This window comes from Micromonospora sp. B9E7, assembly GCF_039871815.1.
In the GTDB taxonomy this organism is placed as follows: Bacteria; Actinomycetota; Actinomycetes; order Mycobacteriales; family Micromonosporaceae; genus Micromonospora.
On the sequence record NZ_JBDPLX010000005.1, the window covers coordinates 1 to 21,792 of the forward strand.

The window sequence follows — 21,792 nt, forward strand, 5'->3', positions numbered from 1 at the left end:
TGCCAAAGGAATCCCAACCAGCCAGCAAAAACTGACCAGTCCGGGGTATAAATCATAATTGGCACTGGCTTTACAAGCACCCTGTTGAGTTCTCAAAGAACAACCACACACCGACCAGAAGCCCCACATTCCGTGGAACCCCAACCGGGGCTTTACCGCTCTGCGTCCCCGTCGCTCTCGCGCCGGGCACTTTTACTACGTTACCTCACCGTCTCGGCCGTGTCAAACCGTGTGTCCCGGTCTGTCATGCTTCGTGCGGGTTGGTTCCGGCGCACTCACGCAGCAGCGAACCGCTGCGTCAGGTCGTCGGATTTGGCAGGCCGGCCGCTGCGGCTTCCCGCAGTCTCGCCCGGTTCCCTGCCGGTCGTGAACCTTACCCGGTCGGCTTCGCTGCACCAAATCCGCCTCGCGGCCGATCCGGCAAGCCCCGCCCGGACCGCGTCTCCCAGGAGCGAACCCCTGCTTGACCCGGTTGCCATCCCGTTTCGGTGCTCTAGGACCTTCGTCCCGTTTGCCCCGTTCCGCGCTGGCAGAGAGAAAGTTACGCGTCTGCGGGTTTGATCGTCAAATCCACGGGTAGCGGCGCGCGTCACATTTGGCCGTCCGAACCGTTTCCCCAGGTCAGACCCGATCCGCCAGCAACAGGGCTCGCCGGCCACCGGCATTACCCGCACCGAACGCGCTGATCGGCAGGAGCGGCTGCGGCGATCAGGACGTCTGCCGGCGCCGGGCGGCGAGCCATGCCCGGACACCGAGGACGCCAGCGGTGGTGCCGATCGCCAGGGACGCGGCGATCAGCAGCGCATGCACCCACAGGAAGCTGGTGGCTGCGCCGTCGGCCACCGTGCCGGACGCCCAGGACCGTGGGTCCTGCCAGATGGCCACCGCGAACCGGGGCCAGATCACCCAGGTCCAGACGCCAACTCCGACCAGGAAGAGACTCCACCCTCGCGACAGCACCATGGCAGCCGAGTATGCCAGCGCACCTGCTCACCGGGCCCGCGGCGCGAACGCGAAGGCGCTGCCACACCTGGACAGCAGGCTGTTTCCGGCGGCAGTGGGGTGGGCACTGCGAAGGAGGACAGCTGAGGACCGTCCCCTGGAGGTGCCCCATGCAACCCTCGATCTTCAATCCCTGGGCCTGGCGAGATCCGTCCGCCCTGGCCGGCGGCTACACGCAGACCACCCCCTCGATCACGCCTGCGGAAGGTCCGGAGGGTGGGCACGACGGCCCGGACGCCCCCGGCCCGGGCACACCCGTCGATCTGGTCGGTTATCAGGTGCAGGCGACCGATGGGCGCATCGGCAGCATCGACGAGACGAGCGACGAGGCGGACGCCGGATACCTGGTGGTGGACACCGGGCCGTGGATCTTCGGTCAGAAGGTGCTGCTGCCAGCCGGGACGGTGGCCCAGGTGGATCACCAGGAACGCGTCGTGCACGTCGACCGGACCCGACAGCAGATCAAGGACGCGCCACCGTTCGACCCGGGTTCGGCCGACCCGGAGTACCGGGAACGCGTCGGCGCCTACTACGCCGACAGCTATCTCCCCCCTCGGGGTGCCATGCCGCGCGTAATCTGAGGCCGTGGTCCGGACAGGCAACTGCGCACCGGAGGCGGTCGACCTGGTCGACGGCCTCCGCCTCGGTGCCGTGCCCGAGATCCCGATCAGCTCCGGCGACGGCCGTGAGCAACTTCTGAACGTCCTCCGTGCCGGTGGTCTGCGGTTTCGCGCCGGCGCGCGATGGCGGGCGACTCGCTGAGTCGATCCCGCTGACCGAGCAGGGCTGAGCCAGCCCTGCTCGGCGCGCGCCCACGCGTGACCCACCTTCGGATACGAGAGGCACCACCATGTCCGTCGCACGAATGCTCACCGGCGACCGGCCCACCGGCCGCCTTCATCTCGGCCACTACGTCGGCAGCATCGCCAACCGGGTACGGCTGCACCGGCGCTACGAGAGCTTCTTCATCATCGCCGACCTGCACATGCTGACCACCCGCAACCGCCGCGAGGACATCGAACAGGTTTCCGGCAACGCCCGGGAGATGGTGACCGACATCCTCGCCGCCGGCGTCGACCCGGAGCGGGCCACCTTCTACCTCCAGTCCGCGATCCCCGAGGTCGGTGACCTCAACACACTTCTCCAGAACCTGGTGACCGTGCCCCGGCTGGAACGGGTCCCGTCGCTCAAGGACATGGCCCGCGACGCCGGCAAGGAGGAGATGCCGTACGGGCTGCTGGGTTACCCGGTGCTCCAGGCCGCGGACATCCTCTGCGTCAAGGGCGAGGTGGTCCCGGTCGGCCGGGACAACGCCGCGCACGTCGAGGTGACCAGGGAGATCGCGCGGCGCTTCAACCACCTGTACGGCCCGGTCTTCCCGGTGCCCGAGCTGATCCCGGCGGACACGCCGAGCCTGGTGGGCACCGACGGCGCGGCCAAGATGAGCAAGAGCCGGGGCAACACGATCGCCCTCTCCGACGACGCCGCCACCGTGCGTCGGAAGGTGCTCGGCATGTACACGGACCCGAATCGGGTACGGGCCGACGTGCCGGGCACGGTGGAGGGCAACCCGGTGTTCGCGTACCACGAGGTTTTCAACACGGACCGCGACGAGGTGGCCGACCTGGCTCGGCGTTACCGGGCCGGGCGGGTCGGTGACGTGGAGGTCAAGGAACGGCTGGTCGTCGCGCTGGAGGGATTCCTGGCGCCGATTCGGCAGCGTCGGGCCGAGATCGAGGCCGACCGGGGGTTGGTCGACCGGCTGATCGTCGAGGGCACCGAACGGACCCGTCAGGAGGTCCGGCAAACCTTGATCGAGGTACGCCGGGCGATGGGGCTGACCGGCGCGTACCAGCAGGTGCGGCGGCGGGCGGAGCGGAGCCGGCGTCGGACGGACGCCTCGACCTGACGCCGGGCGTCCGGTCGAGCGGCGTGACGCCGGGTCCGCTGCGACACCACCGGGGCTCAGCGGATCCGGACGTTCGCCAGGTCCAGGGTGATCGGCGTCCAGGAGAGGTCCGGCGTGCGGTCCTCCTGGCGGATGTGGATCCGGCGTCGCGTCGGCACGACCAGCCCGTCGACCTCGGCCGCCCCGCTCACGTAGTGCGCGACCGGGGAGGAGCCGTTGACCACCGCCTGGTAGTCCATGCGCCGCAGCAGCCCGCTGTCGTCGAAGTAGTACAGCTGGGTGTCGGTGTGGGTGTCCAGGCTCTCGGGGAACGTGACGCGCAGTACGCGCCACGACTCGCCGCCCTCCGTCCACGGCTCGACCTCGTGCGCCTCGACACCCGGCCAGGTGAACAGGAACGGCTCGACGAGGTAGTGCCAGGTGGCGTAGCCACGGAAGTAGGCCGCCTGGGCGAGCGTCCACTGGCTCTCCCCGGTGTAGCCGGCAAAGCTCGCCCGGGGGTTCGTCAGCTCGTCGATCAGGCTGCCGTCGGCCGCGGTGACGGTGACCCGGTCGTTGTTGCGGTCGTACTCGGTGACCTGGCCGGTGCCCTCCTGGACATGGCGGATCCGCTCCCGGTGCAGGTCTGCCTCGACCAGTTCGGTGCTGTCGAAGTCGGGGCGGCCCTTGAACGCCCAGAACGGGCCGCCGTAGGTGAGCCGGGTGGTGAGGGTCGACGCGGTGTTCCAGCGATCGAGGCCGCCGTGGCGCTCGATGACCTTGGCGAGCAGTGCATCCATGGGCTACTCCTAAATTAGGACTTCTTGGTCCTAGATTAGCACTGCTCGGTGGACGCCGACTACGATGGCGGTGTGACTCAGCGGACTTACCAGGACGCCTGCGGGGCGGCGCGCACGATGGACATCGTCGGCGAGCGCTGGGCTCTGTTGATTGTTCGAGAGCTGGTGTTCGGCCCGAAGCGTTTTGGCGATCTGCGGGCCGGCCTGCCGAAGGCCAGCCAGAACGTGCTCAGCCAGCGCCTCCGGGAGCTGGAGCAGTCCGGCATCGTCCGGCGGGTGCAGCTCGGGCCACCGGCGAGCGTGCACGCGTACGAGCTGACGGAACGCGGTCAGCAACTGGAGCCGACACTGATCGAACTGTCGCGGTGGGGGGCCGGCCTGCCCGCGGAGCCGGACGTAGAGATGAGCACCGACGCATTCATGCTGCTGCTCAAGGCTCTCTATCGGCCACCGGCCGACGCGCCGGTGACCGCTCGACTCCGGTTGCAGGTGGGCACCGACGCCTTCGAGGTGGAGGTGGCACCGAGTGGGATCAGCGTGACCCGCGGCAGGTCGGGCCAGGTCGACGTCACTGTCACCGGCACGGTGAATACGCTGCGGGACCTGATGTTCGGCGGCACGCCGCTGCGGTCGGCGGTCTCGGCGGGCGAGATCGAGGTGCAGGGCGACATCGGAGCGGCCGAGCGGTTCTTCCCGCTCTTCGGAGCGACGCCGGGCGAGTAGACCGGATGAACCGTCGACCCCTATGGCGCAGAATGCGAGGATGAGGGGGATTTTCGATATTCGTCCGGTGCCGGCAGGGGTGACGCACCGGACCACGATGTTCGAGATCTTCTTCGACCTGGTCTTCGTCTTCGCGCTCACCCGGGTCATCACGTTCATGGCGGCGTCGCCGAGCGCGCTCACCCTGGCCCAGGGGCTACTCCTCCTGCTACTGCTGCTCTACTCCTGGTCGCCGTACATCTGGGTGGGAAACCTGGTCCGGCCGGACGTTGGCCCGGTCCGCGCCATCACCCTGGTCGCGATGGCGGCGATCTTCGTGGCCGCACTGGTGCTGCCGGACGCGTGGCAGCAGAGCCCGGAGCTGTTCGACGCGCCGCTGACGCTCGCCCTGGCCTACGTCGTCGGCCGCGCCGTGCAGCTCGTGATTCTGTTCTGGGCGAGCGCGACGAACCCTGAACTGCGATCGACGCTGCGATTCTTCAGCGTGCCGGTGGTGCTGGGCTGGGTCCCGCTGATCATCGGTGCCCTGCTCGGCGGTGCAGCCCAGACGGCGCTCTGGACGGTCGCGTTTCTGCTGAACATCGGCGGTGCCCGGATCGCGTCCACCTTCCGGCCGTGGCAACTGCGCAGCGTGGACCACTTCAGCGAGCGGTTCGGCCTGGTGCTCATCATCGCGCTCGGTGAGTCCCTGATCTCTGCCGGCGCAGCTCCGAGGGCGATGGCGCCGGTCGGCTCCGCCCTGCTGGCCGCACTGCTCGGCCTCACCAGCACGGTGTGCCTGTGGTGGCTCTACTTCGATCGGCTGGCGCCCGCAGCCCGGGAGGCCGTCAGCAACGTGCCTGGTGAACGACGGGGCAGCGTGGCCGGCGACGCGTACGGGCTCGGGCACTCCGCGCTGATCATCGGCGCCATCTACGTCGCGCTCGGCATCGAGGAGGTGATCGTCCAGCTCACCGAGGGGTCGGCGCACCCCGGCCGGCTGGGCTGGGAGGCCGCGACCGCGCTCTACGGCGGCAGCGCCCTCTACCTGCTCAGCAGGTTGGTCTTCCGCCGGCTGACAGTTGGCGCGGTGTACCCGGCGCAGGTCGTCGCCGCGCTGCTGGCGCTGGCTCTGCTGCCGATCGGCCGATCCCTGCCGCCACTGGCGGCGCTCACAGTGGTGACCGCCTTCCTGATCGCGGTGACCTGGTTCGAGCGACGGATGGACCGACGCGACGAGCGGGCCGAACATGGGCAGCCACTCCTGTCGTGAACTGGCGGCGAAAAATTCTGACGCGCCGTGTCGACATCCCCGGGCTCCGATCGTCGTCATGCTGTACGGCGACACGCCGCACCGAGAGGAGCCGGAACGTGAAGTACATGCTGCTGTTCATGAGTCCCGTGGCCGACGGGGAGGCCGTCGACAACGGGTGCACCGTCGAGGACTGGATCCGCTACGACCGGGAGATGAAGGACGCCGGGGTCTGGGTCTCCGGGTATCCGCTACAGGACCTGACCACGTGCACGACGGTGCAGGTCGGCCCCGGCGGTGAGCGCACGATCACCGACGGTCCGTTCGCCGAGACCCGGGAGCTGCTCGGCGGGTACGACGTCATCGACGTGCCGGACCTCGACGCCGCGCTGGACTGGGCGGCCCGCAGCCCCGGGGCCATCGGTACCGGATCGGTCCAGGTGCGTCCGATCTTCGAGATCGACATGCAGGCCTGACCGTGCCGGATGAGGAGTCAGCCGTCGGGTCGTCGGTGGAGGCGGTGTTCCGGGAGGAACGCGGTCGCCTGCTCGCCTCGCTCGTGCACCGGTTCGGGGATCTCGACCTGGCCGAGGAGGTCGCGTCCGAGGCCATCGAGGCGGCGCTCGTGCACTGGCCGACCGACGGTGTCCCGAGCCGGCCGGGCGCCTGGCTGCTCACCACGGCTCGGCGTCGAGCGGTGGACCGGCTGCGACGCGACAAGGTGCTGGCGACGCGACTCGCCGTACTTCGGGCGGAGGCCGAGCGGGCCGACCCCGCGCCGCCCGCCGACGCGGACCGGGACCTGCCCGACGACCGGCTGGCGCTCTTCTTCACCTGTGCTCACCCGGCCCTGGCCGCGCCGGATCGCGGCGCGCTCACCCTGCGGTTCCTCGCCGGCCTCACCACGGTCGAGGTGGCGCGGGCCTTCCTGGTGCCACCAGCGACCATGGCCCAGCGGCTCGTCCGGGCGAAGCGGAAGATCCGGGACGCCCGTATCCCGTTCCGGGTGCCCGGCGACGACGAGTTGCCGGGTCGACTGCCCACGGTGCTCCAGGCCGTCTACTCGGTCTTCACCGAGGGGTACGCCGCCAGCTCCGGCCCGGATCTCCAACGGGTCGACCTCGCCGATGAGGCCATCCGGCTGGGCCGGATCCTGCGACGGCTGCTACCCGCCGAGCGGGAGGTCGCCGGGTTGCTCGGTCTGATGCTGCTGGTCCACGCCCGGCGTGCCGCGCGTACCGGGCCGGACGGCGCGATGATCCTCCTGGACGACCAGGATCGCGGACGCTGGGACCGGCCCATGATCGAGGAGGGGCGCGGGCTGGTCGTGGTCGCGTTGACCGGCCCCGCCCCGGGCCCGTACGGGGTGCAGGCTGCCATCGCCGCCCTGCACGACGAGGCCGCGGACGTGGCCAGCACCGACTGGCCGCAGGTGGTGGCGCTCTACGACGTGCTGCTCAACCTGGTGCCGTCGCCGATCGTCGCGCTGAACAGGGCTGCCGCGGTGGCCATGCGGGACGAGCCGGAGGCAGGTCTTGCCCTGCTCGACGAGTTGGCCGACGATCCGCACCTGCGTGGCCACCATCCCTATCCGGCGGCGCGGGCCGACCTGCTGCGCCGGCTCGGCCGGTACGACGAGGCCGCCGAGGCGTACCGCAGCGCGTTGACGCTGGTGGGCACCGAGCCGGAGCGGGCGTACCTGCTCGGCCAGCTCAGGGCCGTCACCGCCGAGTGAGCGGAAGTCCCGAAGGGGCTTGTACCCTTCCCCGGTGAGTCTGCCTCTGCCTCCGGGTGAGTTCGCCGCGTACCTGTTCGACTGCGACGGCACGATCGTCGACTCGATGCCGCTGCACTACGTGGCCTGGCAGCGGGCTCTGGACGAGTGGGGCTGCGAGTTCCCGGAGGACCTCTTCTACGCCTGGGGTGGCCGGCCGACCGCCGACATCATCGTCGCCCTGAACGAGCAGCAGGGTCTGGCGATGCCGGTGGCGACCGTCGTCGAGAACCGTGAGCGCATCTACCAGGAGTTGTTGCCGCAGCTCGCCGCCGTGCCCGACGTGCTGGCGCACATCCACGACGCGCACCGGCGGGTCCCGTTCGCGGTCGTCTCCGGCAGCACCCGTGCCTCGGTCACCGCCTCCCTCGACGCGCTCGGCCTGCTGGACCGCTTCGATGTGCTGGTCTGCGCCGACGACTACACGCGGGCCAAGCCCGACCCGCAGGCGTTCCTGCTCGCGGCGGAGCACCTCGGCGTACCCCCGGGTTCGTGCCTGGTCTTCGAGGACACCGACCTGGGCATTCAGGCCGCGACCGCGGCCGGCATGGCATCGGTACGCGTGCCGCAGCAGCGCACGCGCTGAGTCTCAGGCCACCGTCAGCAGGAGCTTCCCCGGGTAGGAGGTCTGCAGGCGCTGGTGTGCCTCCCGCACCTTGCCCAGCGGGAACGTCTCCGCGACGTGCACCACGAACGGTCCCGCCTCGATGAGTTCGTTGAGGCGTTGCAACTGCCGGGGGCTCGATTCGCCGTCGTACGCCCGGACCACGACGCCGGGGCGTTCACTCGGTTCCGGCTGCACCCCGTGGGCGTACGCGACCACGCCGCCGTCGACAAGCGCCTCGGTGAGCCGGTCCAGGGTCGCGCCGCCGGCCATCGCCAGGACGGCGTCCACCCCGGCCGGTGCCGCGTCCCGGATCCGGGCGAGCACGTCGGTCACGTCGCCGTGGCCGTCGACGGAGATGTCGGCACCGAGACGGGTCACCAGTGCGACGCCGTCCGCTCCGGAGGCCACGGCGATGACGTTCAGCCCCTGGCGCTTGGCCAACTGCACGGCCAGGTGACCCTGACCGCCGCTCGCCCCGAAGATCAGCAGCCAGGAGCCGGCCGACAGGCTGAGCGCGTCGATCCCGGCCAGTGCGGTCAGCGCGTCGGTGGGCATGGCCCCGGCGTGCTCAGCCGGTACGCCGTCGGGCACCTTCGCCGCGTACTCCGCCTTGACGGCCGCGTACTCGGCGTAGCAACCGCCCTTCGGGCGGGTCGTGGCGGAGACGTAGACCAGCTCGCCGACCATGACGTTGGACACCCCGCCGCCAGCCGCGATGACGGTTCCGGCGGCGTCGGAGCCGGGCACGATCGGGAGAGAGGAGCCCTCCGGCACCAGCGCGCCCTGCCGCTCGTACGCGTCCCACACCCCCACGCCGGCGCTCAAGACCTTGATCAGTACCTCGTCGTCGGCGATCTCGGGGATCGGCAGCTTCCGCAGCGTGATCACCTCCGGCCCACCGAACTCGTCGAAGGCCGCGGCCTGCATCCGCTCTGGCACATCCCCGTCAACCATGTGGATTCCCTCTCCGTGCCGGCGTTCCCGTCGCAGCATGCCGGCTCGGGGACAGGCGTGGCCCGGGGCTGAGCGTCGTTCACCCACAAGGGCGACCGGCTGCTCTCGCCGTGCCGTGGCTGACCGAGTTGGTCCGTCGTCGCGTCGTCGACCCACACCGGATCGCCGACGTGGGTGGCGTTGGTCTACTGGCAGGGCTGGTGCTCGGTGCCGTGCTCGGCACGGTGATCCTGCGCGCGGCACCGACCTGGGCGCCGGCACGGGCGGCGGTGCTGGTGCTCGTGGTGATCGCTGTCGCCGTCGGGCTGACCCGCCGCGCGGCAGCCGCCGCCGACCACGGCCGGCGGCGGTGACGAGAGCCGCGATCAGGACGTCTGCGGCTCCTGACCACGCAACGCCTGCTCGACGGCGTCGCGGACGCGGGCGTCCTCGCGCACCTTGCGCTGCGTCCGGTTGCGACGCCGGTACAGGTAGGCGCCGACGAGCAGGGCGATCAGTACGACGAGCACCAGCACCAGCATCCACGGCAGGGCCCAGCCGTGGGCGGTGACCTGGACCGGCTTGAGCGAGGTGATGGAGCCCGAGGCGTCGGTGAGCAGCGGGGTGAGTGTCGCGGTCGCAGCCAGCGAGATGGTGGGAGCCACCCCGTGCACCGGCACCGTCACGTTCCAGCTCTCACCGGGCAGCAGTTCCGGCGGCGCGGCGATGTCGCCCGCCGGTACCCGCAGCAGGCCGAACGGGCCCGAGACCGTCACCGTCTGCTGCCCGGACAGGGCGGCGTTGCCGACGTTGTGGACCTTGTAGGTGATGGTGGCGTCGCCCTTGGCGAACGGGTTCGACGGCCCGGCGTACGTGACGTGGAGGTCCTCGATCGCGAGGTTCGGCTTCAGCTCGCCGCCGACGCGCAACTTGATCCGGATGCCGAGGCGTCGGTCGACGTTGATGCCCTCGGCCTGGTCGGCCTGGGTCAGCGCGGTGAGGATGCCGCCGACGTAGTCACCGGGGGTGGCGTTCTCCGGGATGCTGACCTTGAAGGGAACCTGCGCGGTCTTCCCGGGCTGGATCACGACACTGTCGGCGGTCGCCTTCACCCAGGCACCGATCGCGACGGACTTCTTGTCCTTGGTGAGCAGGTCGAGTTGGCCCGCGTCGGTGGTGAAGCCGTCGGCCGCGTACACGGACAGGGTCAGCGGCGCGGGGCCGCGGTTCGCCACGACCATGGCGTCCTCGACGGCGCCACCGGGGTTGACGTTGTAGCTGTAGCTGGACCGGGCCTCGCCGTAGCCGTTGGAGGCCGTCCGGACCGTCCAGGCGACGTTGCCCTCCGCCGCCGAGGCGGGGACGGCACCGACACCGACGGCCGCGACGGCGGCGAGCAGGGACAGTGCGGTCGTACGGAGGAGTGTCTTCCAGCGGGTTGCGGACGGGTACATGTCGGTTCCTTGGGGTGATCTTGGGAGAAGTGCAAATGGGTGGCGGGGTAGGCCCCCGAAGGTGCCTACCCCGCCGAATGGAGCAGTCCGGTCAGCTGCTCAGCGCAGTGATCGTGAGGGTGGTGCGGTAGCTACCCTTCGCGATGCTGTCCGGGATCTTCAGGTCCAGGTCAGCGCCGAGCTTGGCGCCGCCCCGGGGGTGACCCTGCGCGGCCGCGCCGAGGGCGCTGGAGACCGAGAGGCCCTTGCCCTGGTCGTCGTAGGACGACAGGATCGGAGCGCCGGCCTCGGCGCCGGCTCCGGCGTCCAGCACGTACGGGGTCCAGCCCAGGTAGGAGCCCGAGAAGGTCTTCTCGCCGTCCTGGAAGTCGCCGACGTTGGCCGAGATCGACCACGGGGCGAGCGAGCGACGGCTGTCCGACACGAGGATCGGGTTGATCTTGCCGTTCGCCTGGAAGTAGGTGCCGTTGCGCTCCTGCGCGGTACCCAGGTCCACCAGACCGTTGTAGCCGTCGATCGTCCAGCCGAACTCACCCGGAGCCGGGTTCGGCACGTTCACCTGGATGGCCTGGCCGTCACCGTTGTACGGGTGGATCGTCGTGTTGTCCACGATCGAGCCGACCGGCTGACCCTCGGGGGTGTTGACGCAGGAGACGCCCTTCTCGACCGCCGCGTTCGGCGCCGCGCAGGTGCCGCTGCGAACGTTCTGCAGGACCAGCTTGTCGGCCTTGACCTGCACCTTGACGTAACTGCGCACGTGCTCCTGGTTCTGCGCGGAGTTGAACCAGTAGTTGCTCGGGTTCAACGGGTCCGGGCCGAGTCCCTCGACGCCGGTGCCGGAGCCGTCCGGCTTCTTGATGTCGTAGTACTTCGAGCCGGAGGCCGAGTTCGCCGTCACGTAGATGACGCCACCCGGACCGGGGAACACGTCGGCAGCACCCGGCTGCTCGGCCGGGTTCTCCTTCTGACCGTTCTTGATCGAGTAGCTACGGGTGTAGACGTGGTCGTGACCCTGCAGCACCATGTCGATGCCGAGGTCGGAGAACGCGGTCGTGAAGTCCTTCCGGCGGTTCTTGTTGTCCGCGTCGGTGGAGTGGCTCGCCGCCGAGTAGATGGAGTGGTGGTAGACCAGCACCTTCCACTTGGCCTCGGAGCCGTGCTTCTTGACGACATCGGTGACGTACGCGACGTGCGCCGCGTCGCCGCCCAGCGAGCCGTCGGCCGGGTTGACGTAGCTGTTGCTGTTCAGGTCGATGAACAGCACGTCCTTGTAGATGTACCAGAAGTCTCCGCCGGAGCGGGTCGACTGGTCCCCGTTGTAGTACTGGGCCGAGCGGTCCGTGTTCGGGGTGAAGTGGTGCTGCTCCCAGGACTTGCCGCCGACATCGTGGTTGCCGATGGTGGCGGCCGTCGGGTACTGCCGCAGCTGCTCCGGGGCGAGGTACGCGTCCCACTGAGCCTCGTTGTTCGCGGACTCGACGTGGTCGCCGCCGGAGACGAGCAGTTCGGCGTTCGGGTTCGCCGCGGTGGAGACCTTCAGGGTCTCCGCCCACCCGGCCTGGTCCTTCGCGACATCACCGGAGGCGCCGATCTGCGGGTCGCCGAAGAACAGGAAGTCGAAGTCACCCTCGAAGTCCCGCGTCTTGAAGCTGTAGGTCGGGGACCAGCTGCCCTCGGCACCGACTCGGTACGAGTACGCCGTGTTCTCGCGCAGGCTGCTGATCGTGGCATGCCGGTTGAACCCGGTGGTGGAGGTGTTCGCCGCGCCGACGGCGTCGAAGCCCACGGCACCGGCCGGGAACTCGCCGTTGACGATCTCGGCGGTCGGGGCGAGCTGGATCTTCTGCGCGGTGTCGGCGGAGGAGTACCAGGTCACGATGCGCTGGGTCTCGTTGGCGCCGACGCCGAGGACCACACCGGTGATCGTGGTGGACTCGGCCGCGCTCGCGGTGGCCATCAGGCCACTACCGAGGGCCGTTCCCATTCCCAGGAAGCCGGCGACGACCCCGGCGACCAGGCGCCGCCGCACGAGCCCGGAGGCCCGTGTCGAGGTGCTCAATGTCATCGACATTGTTCCCTTTTCAAATAGAGAAATGGATGTGTCTTCACCCGACACTGGGGAAGCAAATCCACGCTTTCGCTGCCCGATGAACCGATCATGAACGTGATCTTGCGAAAGACTGCACTTCGCGAACTACTTAGCCTTGCTCAGGACCCGGAAATGCGCTGCACAAACCAGACGAGCCCCATGATGGACACCGCCCCCGAAACAGCACCGGTCGCCCACAGTCCGGCTTTCGGCGCACGGCGACGCAACACGAGCAACAGCGGGAAGACGACCGCGATAATGGTCAACTGCACGACTTCGATGCCGACGTTGAACACCAGCAACGACCACAGCAGGGTCCACGACCACGCCTCGTCGATGCCCAGCGCGCCAGCGAAGCCCAGACCGTGTACGAGACCGAAGCAGAACACCACGCCGAGGCGGATCCAGCCGGCCCGGTCCAGGCTGAGGTGCCCGTGCCCGGGCGTCTCCAGATCGGCCGCGTGGGTGCCCCGCCGCCAGATCCCCCACAGGTGCCAGCCTGCGACGACGGCGATCGACAACGCGATCACCGGCTCCACGACCGTCGCCGGCACCTCCACCAGGCCGAGGGCGGCGAGCATGAACGTCACCGAGTGCGCCAGGGTGAAGCTGGTGGCCGCGAGCACGATCTCGCGAAGCCGCCGCGACCCCGCGATGAGCGCCAGCAGGAACAGAATGTGGTCGATCCCGGACAGCAGATGCTCGGCGCCCAGCAGGAAGAACTCCCCGAACCGGTCGTACCACGCCTGCGCTGTCGAGAAGGAGGGGTGGGCCGCGTCGAGTGCCGCGCTGCCCGTACGGCCGTCGATCTCATAGGTGACGATCGTCTTGGTGCCCTTGACGTAGCCCTCGCCGTCCGGGAAGAGGCCGCTGCGTACCTCGTGCTCGTCGCCCCGCTGGGCGCAGGTCCAGTCCAGCAGCAGAGCCGCGTACGGCACACCCTCGCGCTGGCCGGTCGTCGCGTCACCCACCTGGGTCGGCCGGCAGGCAGCACCTCCGGACGAGACCGAGAAACGGTCGGACACGTACCCGAGCACCGTCGACGCATGGCTCTTCAGGGCTGCGGCCTGGGCGTCGGAGTCACCCGCCTCGAATGCGGCGGTTCCCGCCTGGAAGAGCGGATCGTCGCCACCGAAATCGGCGGCGGACACGATGAGGAGGTCGTATTCGAGTTCGACCGCCGTGCGAATGTGACCATCGTCTCCCGATGTGATTTTCGTGTACACGGTCGACGAGAAACCGTGCGCGGACGCCGCTTGAGCGCCCAGAAACGGGATCACCGCTGCGGCGATCCCGACAGCGGTGACGATAACGGTACGGCGGACGCGGCCCAACATGCGACTCCCTCGGTTGGCCAGTGCACGTTGCATGCCGCGGGTGAACACCAACCCGCACGCCGACGAACCGCCGGAAAACAAAATCTCGAACGGCCACCCGCAGATTGCCGGCGACCGGAATTGCGATAGGAATACGAGAAAGTACGCGCACTTCCCGCCACCACCCGGAGGACGATCACCTTGCGCCCCCCGCTTCGGGCCGTTGCCATGCTGGCCGCGACCGCCGCGCTGGTCACCGCCTGCAGTTCCAGCGACGACTGGTCCCAGCCGCGCCCGGCGCCCAGCGCCATCGGCACTCTCGGCCCAGGTTTCGTCGACCCCTCCACGAAGCCCGCCCCGGAGGCGACCATCACTCCGCGGCCGGGCTCCTGGGCCGGCGTCCACCCACCCAGGGACTACCGGGTGGTGCTACTGACCGCCGGCGACGACAACCCGACCAAGTCCCTCGTGACGGCCGTGAAGGAGTGGGCGGACGACGAACACGTCGACCTTCGGACGATCGTCGTCGGCAACGCGCACGACGCCGTTTCCAGCATCGCCAAGGCCATGGAGATGGGCCCGGATCTCATCGTCAGCGCGGGCAACGACCTCATCGACCCCCTCGCGCTTGTCAGCCCGAGCCACCTGGACAGGAAGTTCCTGGTGGTGGGCGCGGAACTGGCCGAGCCCACCCACAACGTCACCGCCGTCGATTGGGACGGCGCGTCCTTCCGTGGCGAAGGACTCGGGGCGTCCTCGACGTACGACCCGGCCTCGTTCACCGGCGAACGGTGCGCCGCCGCCATTCGGGCCGGCGTGGCCGCCGTCCTCAACGACCTGACCGGGATCGTGGTCTGGCTCTGAACGACCGGGTCAGCACCCTCGGCCGACACGGCCGGCAACACGGTCACGCAGACGATCCAGCGGGCCTACCGGATCCGCCTGACGCACTGCCTGGTCCGGGGCGGTGGCCGCGTGAGCCACCGCCCCGGACCGACCTTCGGCGCCTCAGGCGGTGAGGGCACCGTCGATGGCGATGGACGCACCGCTGATGAAGCTGGCCTCGTCGCTGAGCAGGAACGTGGTCAACGCGGCAACCTCGTCGGACGTACCGGCTCGTCCGGTCGGCTGCGCCGACAGGTAGCGCTCCGCGGTCTCCGGCGCCTGACTGACCACGCCCTGCCAGAGCGGAGTGTCGATCAAGCCGGTGACCAGGGCGTTGACCCGCACACCGGAGCGCGCCACATCCAGTGCCGCCGAGCGGGTCAGACCGATGACCCCGTGCTTCGACGCGGTGTAGGCGGCCTGCGTCGCGTCACCTCGCACGCCCGAGACGGAGGCGTTGTTGACGATCGCGCCACCGCCGGAGGCGATGATCGCCGGGAGTTCGTACTTGAGGCCGTAGAACACGCTCGTCAGGTTGAGGGCGAGCGACAGGTGCCAGTTGTCGCTGTCGGTCTCGCGAACACTGGCCATCGGGCCACCGCCGGCGTTGTTGAACGCGCCGTCCAACCGCCCGAACTCCGACACCGCGCTGTCGACGAGCCGCGCCATCTCCTCCTCGACCGTCACGTCGGTCGGCACGAACAGGGCGCTGCCGCCCGCGCTCCTGATCCGCGCCGCCACCTCCTCGCCCCGGTCCTTGTCCCGGGCGCCGATGGCGACGTGGGCACCCTCGCTGGCCGCCCGCTGCGCGAACGCCAGGCCCATGCCCTGCGTACCGCCGGTCACGACCAACACCTTCGAATCCAACCGTCCGGACATCTCGTCTCGCCTCCACTCGACTGGCTGAGCCCTGGCAGTCCGCAGGGCTACGCGGCGAAACGCTAGCCATTTCTGGAACGATCGACAAAGTAACGCCACTCACAGTGCCGATGGCCCGCTGCGCTGATCCCCGACGAACCGGGCGTTATCTCCCGCTTGCTTCTCGGGGGGAGGCTCACGCGCCGCTGTAACCACAGGCACATTCTTTGGCGTACGTTCCATAAAGTCGTTAGCTTTGGCGAGTCTCTGGAAATCCCCTAAAACACCCTTGAAGGACAACCGTGTCTACACGTCACGCCGCTCCACAGTCGCACCGATGGAGAGCCCTGCTGTTCATCTCCATCGCCCAACTGATGGTGGTGCTCGACGGCGCCGTCATGAACATCGCGCTCCCCTCTGCCCAGCAGGCGTTGCACTTCACGGACGGAAGCAGGCAATGGGTGGTCACCGCGTACGGTCTGGCCTTCGGCGGCCTACTGCTCGTCGGTGGCCGGATCGGCGACATGGTCGGGCGCAAGCGCATCTTCCTGATCGCACTGGCCGGTTTCGCCGTCGCCTCAGCCATCGGCGGCCTGGCCGCCAACGCCGCGATGCTGCTGACCGCCCGAGCACTGCAGGGCGTCTTCGCGGCCCTGCTCGCGCCGGCCGCACTCTCGTTGCTCTCCCTGTCCTTCACCCAACCGAGGGAACGGGCGAAGGCGTTCGGCGTGTTCAGCGCGGTCTCGATCGCTGGCGGTGCGGTCGGTCTGATCGTCGGCGGCTTGCTCACACAGTATCTGAACTGGCGTTTCGCGATGTTCGTCCTCGTCCCGATCGCAATCATCGGGATCGTCGGCGCCGGTCGCACCGTCCACGACGACAGCGAGCGACACCGCGCCCGCCTCGACATTCCCGGCGTCCTGCTGGCAAGCCTCGGACTCGTCGGCCTGGTCTACGGGTTCGGTGTCGCCGAGAGCCACGGCTGGTCGGCGGGCGTGACCATCGGATCGTTCACCGCTGGCGTACTGCTGCTGGCGGCCTTCATCGTGGTGCAGACACGGGTCACCTCACCACTGCTGCCGCTGCGCGTCCTGACCGAACGCAACCGGGCGGCCGCGTACCTCTCGGTCGGTCTTGCCATCGTCAGCATGTTCGGGATGTTTCTCCTGCTGAGCTACTACTTCCAGCAGGTCAAGGGGTGGTCCCCGGTCATGGCGGGTCTGGCGTTCATGCCGATGGCGGTGCCGCAGGCAGTCGGGGCCACGCAGATCGGCGCCCGGCTCGCGCACCGGATGGCCCCCCGGCCGATCATGGTCGGCGGCTACCTCGTCACCGCGGCCGGCCTCGTACTGCTCGCCCTGCTCCGCGCGGACAGTGGCTTCCTGGAGATCGCGTTCGCCGAAGCGGTGATCGGGCTCGGCATCGGCACCGCGTTCATGCCCGCGATGAGCATCTCCACCCACGGTGTCGAGCCCCGGGACGCCGGTGTCGCCTCCGCGATGATCAGCACCTCGCAGCAGGTCGGCGGCTCGATCGGCACCGCTCTGCTGAACACCATCGCGACCAGCTCGGCCGCCACCTACCTGGTCTCGCACCATGGCCAAGGGGCCCGGAACGAAGCGCTCATGCACGGCTACTCGGTCGCCTACTGGGTCGCCGTCGGGTTCGTGGTCGCGGCAGCCCTGGTGTCGGCGGTCATGGTGAATGCCGGCGCTCCGAAGCACGTCCCGGCCCGGGCGGACGACCTCCCAGACGTCGCGCCGATGCCCGCGCACTGAGCGGTGTGACTCCACCACCGGTGACCGAGGACACGGTGCGCGGAGCCCTCCGGCAGGGTGGAATCAGATGCGTGAGCAGAGCACACACCACGAGTGACGTCGGGACGCGCGCTCTGCCGAATCGCCATCCGGCTTCCGCCGGCGACGACGACGCTCCCTCGGCGGACGACCCGGTGCGGGCGACCGCAGCGCACCGACAGCGCTGGGCGGTGCAGACGATGGCCGTCGCGCCTGACGACCAGGTGTTGGAGATCGGTTGCGGACGAGGGGCGGCCGTCTCCCTGGTCGCCGGCCAACTCAGGACCGGCCGGATCATCGCCATCGACCGCGCGGCGACGATGGTGCGACTCGCCATCGAACGGAACGCGAGCCACATCGACGCCGGTAGGGCCGAGATCCGATGTGCCGGATTCGAGTCGGCCGACCTCGCCGCTCACCGCTTCACCAAGATTTTCGCGGTGAACGTCAGCCTGTTCTGGTTGGGCGACGCAACGCAGCAGATCGACCGGGTGCGAAACCTGCTGGCACCTGGCGGGCAGCTCTACGTCTTCGGCGAGCGGCCCACCGCCGCGCACGCCACGGCGAATCTCACCGCGACCGAGCTGCTGCTCCAAACCCACGGCTTCGCGACGACCAGGACGAGCGCCGTCCGAGGTAAGGGCCGGGTGCTCACCTGCGTCAGCGGCACACCGACCGAGTAGGTCAGGGCCTGCTTCCCCATTGGGCGTTGTCATTTCTGGGACTTACCGGGGCAAGGACTGGGCAACCGTCAATTGATCTATCGGCCTCGGTGCATACCCATCCGGGTTGCGGAGATGTCGTAGCATTGACCGCGAACGTTATTCATCCCGGCGCGGGGAGGGATCGGCATGAAGTTCGACATGGGAGCGCAGGCTCTCGGGAGCCTCACGAAGCAGACCCAGGGGTCGTCTGACGACCTCGGGAGTTTGATCAAGCAGTTGATCGCTGCGGCCGAGCCGTTGCAGGGCAATTTCAACGGCGCGGGTCGGGTGGCGTTCGACTCGTTCAAGGCGAACGCTGATTCGATCACTGCTGCTCTGAATTCGGCGTTGGGTGCGATTCTCGGCGGTCAGGGCGGGATGGATTCGGCGTTCGGTCAGGGTGACACGGAGATGGCCGACAACGCGTCGTCGGCGGCGGGTACGGCGAATTTCGACGCGGCCAGGTTCTCGAGCAGCCGCTGAGCGGGGAGTGGGCAGGTTATGAGCACAGACCGACGCAGCTTTGACGTGGGCACTTCGCAGCAGGTCCAGGGTGACCTCGCCGGGATCATCGCCCGGCTGGAGGCGGTGATCTCCCAACGCAGCGCGGATGTTTCGGCGGCGATGGCGGACTTCCAGGCCGACGGTGTTTCGGAGGAATACCGGACGGTCGAGGATCGATGGAACCGCGCCGCAGGCGAGGTGCGCACAATCATCGATCTGGTGAAGACCACGATGGTGAAGAACGACGAGACGGCGACGACCACGCTGGCCAAGGCACGCACGGCGGTGCAGTCGATCGGCTGAGTCGGATTTTCTTCGAGTGTTGACGAGGGAGCACAAGCGTGAGCGCGTGGGATATCTCCCCCGGTGGAGTGCGTGATGTCCTGAATCGCACGCATGCCGCGGCCGCCCCGTTCGAGGGGCAAATGAAGAATTTCAACTCGGCGTTGGAGGGTTCTGCCGTCCAGTCGAGTTCGGAGATCGTCGGCCAGGCGCTTCAGGGTTTCGTGGAGTCGATCCGCACGGATCTTGAGTTCGTGTTCACTCGCACGGGGGCGTGTATGAATGCGGCGGCGCAGGCGACGAACGCGTATGTCCAGGGTGATCTGGACATGGCCGCGAACGCGCAACGCAGCGCCTCGGCGGCACCAGACCCGTCGGCCACCATGCCGGGGCCGGGCCGTCAGGCGGTGCCACGATGATCAATCCGGGGGAGATCCCGCAGATCCCGGGGAACATGGAACTGCTGGCCACCCACGCACAGACGATCAAGACAACCGGTGTCGACTTCGCCAATACCGGCCAAGCGGTCGACACCACGTGGCAGGGGTTGGCCGCGGTCTACGAGGCACCGGAGGCGGCGCAGTTGTTCGCCGCGTCCGGCCCGATCCGCACGGTGTCGGCGTCGGTCGGTGAAGACGTCCAGGCCGTCGGCACCGCCCTGGCCACCTATGCCGCCGAGGTCAAGGAGATCAAGGCCCAACTCGCGGCTCTCAAGGGCCAAGCCGAACAGTTCATCGCGTCCACCAAGGACGACGACGACTGGCGTGAGGACGAAGGCAAGGTCGACCAGCACAACGGGTTGATCTCTGCGGTGAATACGCAGGTCGCGGCGTTCTTCGAAGCGCAACGCAAGTGCGCCAACACGATCAACGCCCTCTACGGCGGACGCCAGTACCGGGCCGACAACGCCGACGGCAAAGCCGAAGACGGCGAGTACGGGTTCGACGCCAACACCCTCAACGCGGCGGCCGGCGAGGACGGGGCACTGCCCTGGGGCAGCAACGAGGAGCACGACCGCGGCTTCTTCGGTGACGTCGGCGCGTTCTTCGGTGGCATCGGTGAAGGCTTCGTCACCATGCTCGAAGACCTCGGCGGGCTGATCGGTCGCGACCCGACCACCGGCGAATGGAGCTGGGGCACAGCCGGCCAGTCCTGGCTGGGCCTGGGCAAGTTCGTCTGGGCGGTCGCCATCTACACCAATCCGGTGACCATCGTGGTCGACCAGACGGTCGGCATGCCCTTCATGGAGAAGCGCGAGGCGGGCAACCTTCTCCTCAACGCGGGCAAGAGCATCATCGCCTACGACATGTGGGGTGAGGACAAGTCGAGGGCCGGTGGCCTTGCCGTGTTCAACATCGTCTCCGCGGTCGTCGGCACCAAGGGGGCAGGCTCCGGCCTGCGCGGCGCGGGCGCCGCGGTCAACACCGTCCGGGGCAGCGCGACCGCCGCCCGCATCAGCGCCGGGCTGGTCCGCGCCGGCAACTGGCTCGACAACCTGCCCACGGTGGGCGAGGTCGCCATCAACTTCGCCAAGAAGTTCGACATCCAGATTCCACAGCTCGGGCTGGTGCCCGCCATCGCGGGCGACGTGCCGGTCGGACGCGGCTTCGAGGTCGAGATGCCGAACGAGCGCGGCGGGAATCCGATGAACATGGATGCCGGCAACGGCCCCGGCGGCGACACACCTGGTGCCAACAACCCTGACACTCCACCCGTCCGGAACCTGCCCGAGGACACCCCACCCGTCAGAGATGTGCCGGGCGACGACCTACCCACCAGAAACCTGCCGGAGGACAACAGCCCGGGCAACCTCCCGGACAACACGCCGAGCGACACCCCCGGGAACCTCCCCGACGACACCCCCGGCAACGTCCCCGACGACACCCCCGGCAACCTCCCGGACGACAGCACGAGGCTTCCCGACGGGACGCAGCGCATACCGGAAGACCGCACCGCTCCGCAGGAACTCGGGCGGGTGGAGGGTGACCTCACCCGCGACGCCGACGGTCTCATCACCCATGTCGACGGCAAGCCGCTGGACGAGTATCTACGCGACACGGCAACCCGACGCACGGACGAGATCCGCAACATGCGCGACACCGGCGTGATCTCGGCGAAGGAGACCGGCCCGGTCAACTCGGTCGCGGTGGACCTGCGTACCGGCGAGGTCTTCGAGGGCGTCAACGGGCGTCCACGGGACGCCATCCCCGAGGAGAATCTGCACCCGGTGCTGCGGGATCGCCTCGAGCAGATGCGCGCCGAAGGGCCCTACCCGCAGTACAACCGTGATGGCACGCCGATGATGCGCGACGGCCAGCAGGTCACGACCCCGTACCCGCACGGCGACAACCCGCTGCGGCATGCCGAGGTCAAGGCCGTCAACGAGATGTTGTTGCGGCGTGGTCCGGACGTCGATGCTTCTGTGATGTCCGAGTTCCGAGTCGACAACCGGTTCCCGTTCCGATCCGACGGGCAAGTGCCCGCACCATGCTGCGCGAACTGCCATAGGCTGCTGGCGGGTACACCTAGCAACGCTGGGCGTCTCACCTATGACAGCGGCCACCCTGACAGCCAGTTCATCCCGGAGTAAGCACTATGCGAGTCGATTACGACGACGTTGAGACCGAGGACGACCTTCGGGTGACCTACCAGGGTGAACTGTTCACCGGCGAGGTGGTCGAGCGCTCGCCGCAGGGTCAGGTCATCGCTCTCACCACGTACTTCAAGGGCATGGAGGATGGCCTCTCTGCCGAGTGGTACCCGACCGGCGAGCGTAAGGCCGAGGGCAACGTCCGTTATGGCACGGCTGTCGGCGTCCACGAGGAGTGGCACCGTAACGGCAACCCCGCCGCCCGTGTCGAGTTCGACGACCAAGGCAAGCTGCTCAGCCGCCACCGCTGGGCCGAAGACGGCACTCCGCTCGAAAGCTACGTAGTGGAGAGCTGA

Annotated in this window: 24 protein-coding genes; 17 read left to right on the forward strand and 7 right to left on the reverse strand. The window is 68.7% G+C overall.

From position 1 onward, the window contains the following. Positions 1–708: 708 nt before the first annotated feature. On the reverse strand, positions 709–963 hold the full coding sequence (locus ABGB10_RS09390) for a hypothetical protein (RefSeq protein ID WP_347660483.1): 255 nt from the start codon (positions 961–963) through the stop codon (positions 709–711). A gap of 149 nt (positions 964–1,112) precedes the next feature. Between ABGB10_RS09390 and ABGB10_RS09395 the strand changes: the two genes are divergently transcribed. The 3 genes from ABGB10_RS09395 (at position 1,113) to trpS (ending at position 2,911) form a co-directional block, all read left to right on the forward strand. Continuing rightward, complete coding sequence (locus ABGB10_RS09395) at positions 1,113–1,583, forward strand: PRC-barrel domain-containing protein (protein ID WP_347660484.1); 471 nt, start codon at positions 1,113–1,115, stop codon at positions 1,581–1,583. A 4-nt stretch (positions 1,584–1,587) separates the two neighbouring features. Continuing rightward, positions 1,588–1,764, forward strand: a complete 177-nt coding sequence (locus ABGB10_RS09400; RefSeq protein WP_347660485.1) for a hypothetical protein — start codon at positions 1,588–1,590, stop codon at positions 1,762–1,764. An 88-nt stretch (positions 1,765–1,852) separates the two neighbouring features. After that, positions 1,853–2,911, forward strand: a complete 1,059-nt coding sequence (gene trpS / locus ABGB10_RS09405) for a tryptophan--tRNA ligase (protein WP_347660486.1) — start codon at positions 1,853–1,855, stop codon at positions 2,909–2,911. A 56-nt stretch (positions 2,912–2,967) separates the two neighbouring features. Here trpS and ABGB10_RS09410 read toward each other — a convergent pair whose 3' ends face one another. Continuing rightward, complete coding sequence (locus ABGB10_RS09410) at positions 2,968–3,690, reverse strand: hypothetical protein (RefSeq protein WP_347660487.1); 723 nt, start codon at positions 3,688–3,690, stop codon at positions 2,968–2,970. A 72-nt stretch (positions 3,691–3,762) separates the two neighbouring features. On the opposite strand from ABGB10_RS09410, the gene ABGB10_RS09415 reads away from it, so the two are divergent. From ABGB10_RS09415 to ABGB10_RS09435, 5 genes are all read left to right on the forward strand, one after another. Then, positions 3,763–4,413 (forward strand): winged helix-turn-helix transcriptional regulator, encoded by a 651-nt coding sequence (locus tag ABGB10_RS09415; RefSeq protein ID WP_347660488.1) that lies wholly within the window; start codon positions 3,763–3,765, stop codon positions 4,411–4,413. A 40-nt stretch (positions 4,414–4,453) separates the two neighbouring features. After that, positions 4,454–5,665: a low temperature requirement protein A gene (locus ABGB10_RS09420; protein ID WP_347660489.1), complete on the forward strand. Its 1,212-nt coding sequence runs from the start codon at positions 4,454–4,456 to the stop codon at positions 5,663–5,665. Between the two features lie 107 nt (positions 5,666–5,772). Further along, complete coding sequence (locus ABGB10_RS09425; protein WP_347660787.1) at positions 5,773–6,120, forward strand: YciI family protein; 348 nt, start codon at positions 5,773–5,775, stop codon at positions 6,118–6,120. A gap of 2 nt (positions 6,121–6,122) precedes the next feature. Continuing rightward, a complete protein-coding gene (locus ABGB10_RS09430) occupies positions 6,123–7,379 on the forward strand; it encodes a DUF6596 domain-containing protein (protein WP_347660490.1) in 1,257 nt (418 codons plus the stop codon). 34 nt (positions 7,380–7,413) lie between these two features. Next, positions 7,414–8,004, forward strand: coding sequence for an HAD family phosphatase (locus ABGB10_RS09435; protein WP_347660491.1), 591 nt, complete (start codon positions 7,414–7,416; stop codon positions 8,002–8,004). A 3-nt stretch (positions 8,005–8,007) separates the two neighbouring features. Here the strand turns inward: ABGB10_RS09435 and ABGB10_RS09440 are convergent, their stop codons facing one another. Continuing rightward, positions 8,008–8,979: an NADP-dependent oxidoreductase gene (locus ABGB10_RS09440; RefSeq protein ID WP_347660492.1), complete on the reverse strand. Its 972-nt coding sequence runs from the start codon at positions 8,977–8,979 to the stop codon at positions 8,008–8,010. Between the two features lie 110 nt (positions 8,980–9,089). Here ABGB10_RS09440 and ABGB10_RS09445 point away from each other — a divergent pair, with 110 nt between their 5' ends. Then, a complete protein-coding gene (locus tag ABGB10_RS09445) occupies positions 9,090–9,332 on the forward strand; it encodes a hypothetical protein (protein WP_347660493.1) in 243 nt (80 codons plus the stop codon). Positions 9,333–9,344: 12 nt separating this feature from the next. Here ABGB10_RS09445 and ABGB10_RS09450 read toward each other — a convergent pair whose 3' ends face one another. The 3 genes from ABGB10_RS09450 to ABGB10_RS09460 form a co-directional block, all read right to left on the reverse strand. Next, positions 9,345–10,412: a DUF916 domain-containing protein gene (locus ABGB10_RS09450; RefSeq protein ID WP_347660494.1), complete on the reverse strand. Its 1,068-nt coding sequence runs from the start codon at positions 10,410–10,412 to the stop codon at positions 9,345–9,347. A 91-nt stretch (positions 10,413–10,503) separates the two neighbouring features. After that, a complete protein-coding gene (locus ABGB10_RS09455; protein ID WP_347660495.1) occupies positions 10,504–12,477 on the reverse strand; it encodes a metallophosphoesterase family protein in 1,974 nt (657 codons plus the stop codon). Positions 12,478–12,620: 143 nt separating this feature from the next. Then, positions 12,621–13,652, reverse strand: a complete 1,032-nt coding sequence (locus tag ABGB10_RS09460) for a HupE/UreJ family protein (protein WP_347660496.1) — start codon at positions 13,650–13,652, stop codon at positions 12,621–12,623. A 366-nt stretch (positions 13,653–14,018) separates the two neighbouring features. On the opposite strand from ABGB10_RS09460, the gene ABGB10_RS09465 reads away from it, so the two are divergent. Next, positions 14,019–14,681 carry a hypothetical protein gene (locus ABGB10_RS09465; RefSeq protein ID WP_347660497.1) on the forward strand — a complete coding sequence of 221 codons (663 nt, stop codon included), beginning with the start codon at positions 14,019–14,021 and terminating at the stop codon, positions 14,679–14,681. A gap of 144 nt (positions 14,682–14,825) precedes the next feature. Here the strand turns inward: ABGB10_RS09465 and ABGB10_RS09470 are convergent, their stop codons facing one another. Continuing rightward, entirely contained in the window at positions 14,826–15,548 is a 723-nt protein-coding gene (locus ABGB10_RS09470; protein WP_347660498.1) for an SDR family NAD(P)-dependent oxidoreductase, read from the reverse strand. 314 nt (positions 15,549–15,862) lie between these two features. Between ABGB10_RS09470 and ABGB10_RS09475 the strand changes: the two genes are divergently transcribed. From ABGB10_RS09475 to ABGB10_RS09505, 7 genes are all read left to right on the forward strand, one after another. Further along, positions 15,863–17,338 (forward strand): MFS transporter, encoded by a 1,476-nt coding sequence (locus tag ABGB10_RS09475; protein ID WP_347660499.1) that lies wholly within the window; start codon positions 15,863–15,865, stop codon positions 17,336–17,338. Positions 17,339–17,409: 71 nt separating this feature from the next. Next, a complete protein-coding gene (locus ABGB10_RS09480; RefSeq protein ID WP_347660500.1) occupies positions 17,410–18,039 on the forward strand; it encodes a class I SAM-dependent methyltransferase in 630 nt (209 codons plus the stop codon). 168 nt (positions 18,040–18,207) lie between these two features. Next, positions 18,208–18,543: a hypothetical protein gene (locus ABGB10_RS09485; protein WP_347660501.1), complete on the forward strand. Its 336-nt coding sequence runs from the start codon at positions 18,208–18,210 to the stop codon at positions 18,541–18,543. Positions 18,544–18,561: 18 nt separating this feature from the next. Next, positions 18,562–18,867 (forward strand): pore-forming ESAT-6 family protein, encoded by a 306-nt coding sequence (locus tag ABGB10_RS09490; RefSeq protein WP_278136553.1) that lies wholly within the window; start codon positions 18,562–18,564, stop codon positions 18,865–18,867. A 38-nt stretch (positions 18,868–18,905) separates the two neighbouring features. After that, positions 18,906–19,265 carry a DUF6507 family protein gene (locus tag ABGB10_RS09495; RefSeq protein ID WP_282305708.1) on the forward strand — a complete coding sequence of 120 codons (360 nt, stop codon included), beginning with the start codon at positions 18,906–18,908 and terminating at the stop codon, positions 19,263–19,265. Then, positions 19,262–21,436, forward strand: a complete 2,175-nt coding sequence (locus ABGB10_RS09500; protein ID WP_347660502.1) for a hypothetical protein — start codon at positions 19,262–19,264, stop codon at positions 21,434–21,436. Before ABGB10_RS09495 ends, ABGB10_RS09500 begins: the two co-directional genes overlap by 4 nt. A gap of 5 nt (positions 21,437–21,441) precedes the next feature. Continuing rightward, positions 21,442–21,792: a hypothetical protein gene (locus tag ABGB10_RS09505; RefSeq protein WP_347660503.1), complete on the forward strand. Its 351-nt coding sequence runs from the start codon at positions 21,442–21,444 to the stop codon at positions 21,790–21,792.

Excerpts from the sequence above, each read along its gene's own strand:
- ABGB10_RS09440 (WP_347660492.1), bottom strand. The coding sequence starts at position 8,979 with ATGGTTGACGGGGATGTGCCAGAGCGGATGCAGGCCGCGGCCTTCGAC.
- ABGB10_RS09425 (WP_347660787.1), top strand. The coding sequence starts at position 5,773 with ATGCTGCTGTTCATGAGTCCCGTGGCCGACGGGGAGGCCGTCGACAAC.
- trpS (WP_347660486.1), top strand. The coding sequence starts at position 1,853 with ATGTCCGTCGCACGAATGCTCACCGGCGACCGGCCCACCGGCCGCCTT.
- ABGB10_RS09390 (WP_347660483.1), bottom strand. The coding sequence starts at position 963 with ATGGTGCTGTCGCGAGGGTGGAGTCTCTTCCTGGTCGGAGTTGGCGTC.
- ABGB10_RS09490 (WP_278136553.1), top strand. The coding sequence starts at position 18,562 with ATGAGCACAGACCGACGCAGCTTTGACGTGGGCACTTCGCAGCAGGTC.
- ABGB10_RS09410 (WP_347660487.1), bottom strand. The coding sequence starts at position 3,690 with ATGGATGCACTGCTCGCCAAGGTCATCGAGCGCCACGGCGGCCTCGAT.
- ABGB10_RS09395 (WP_347660484.1), top strand. The coding sequence starts at position 1,113 with ATGCAACCCTCGATCTTCAATCCCTGGGCCTGGCGAGATCCGTCCGCC.
- ABGB10_RS09455 (WP_347660495.1), bottom strand. The coding sequence starts at position 12,477 with ATGACATTGAGCACCTCGACACGGGCCTCCGGGCTCGTGCGGCGGCGC.
- ABGB10_RS09450 (WP_347660494.1), bottom strand. The coding sequence starts at position 10,412 with ATGTACCCGTCCGCAACCCGCTGGAAGACACTCCTCCGTACGACCGCA.
- ABGB10_RS09500 (WP_347660502.1), top strand. The coding sequence starts at position 19,262 with ATGATCAATCCGGGGGAGATCCCGCAGATCCCGGGGAACATGGAACTG.
- ABGB10_RS09505 (WP_347660503.1), top strand. The coding sequence starts at position 21,442 with ATGCGAGTCGATTACGACGACGTTGAGACCGAGGACGACCTTCGGGTG.
- ABGB10_RS09485 (WP_347660501.1), top strand. The coding sequence starts at position 18,208 with ATGAAGTTCGACATGGGAGCGCAGGCTCTCGGGAGCCTCACGAAGCAG.
- ABGB10_RS09420 (WP_347660489.1), top strand. The coding sequence starts at position 4,454 with ATGAGGGGGATTTTCGATATTCGTCCGGTGCCGGCAGGGGTGACGCAC.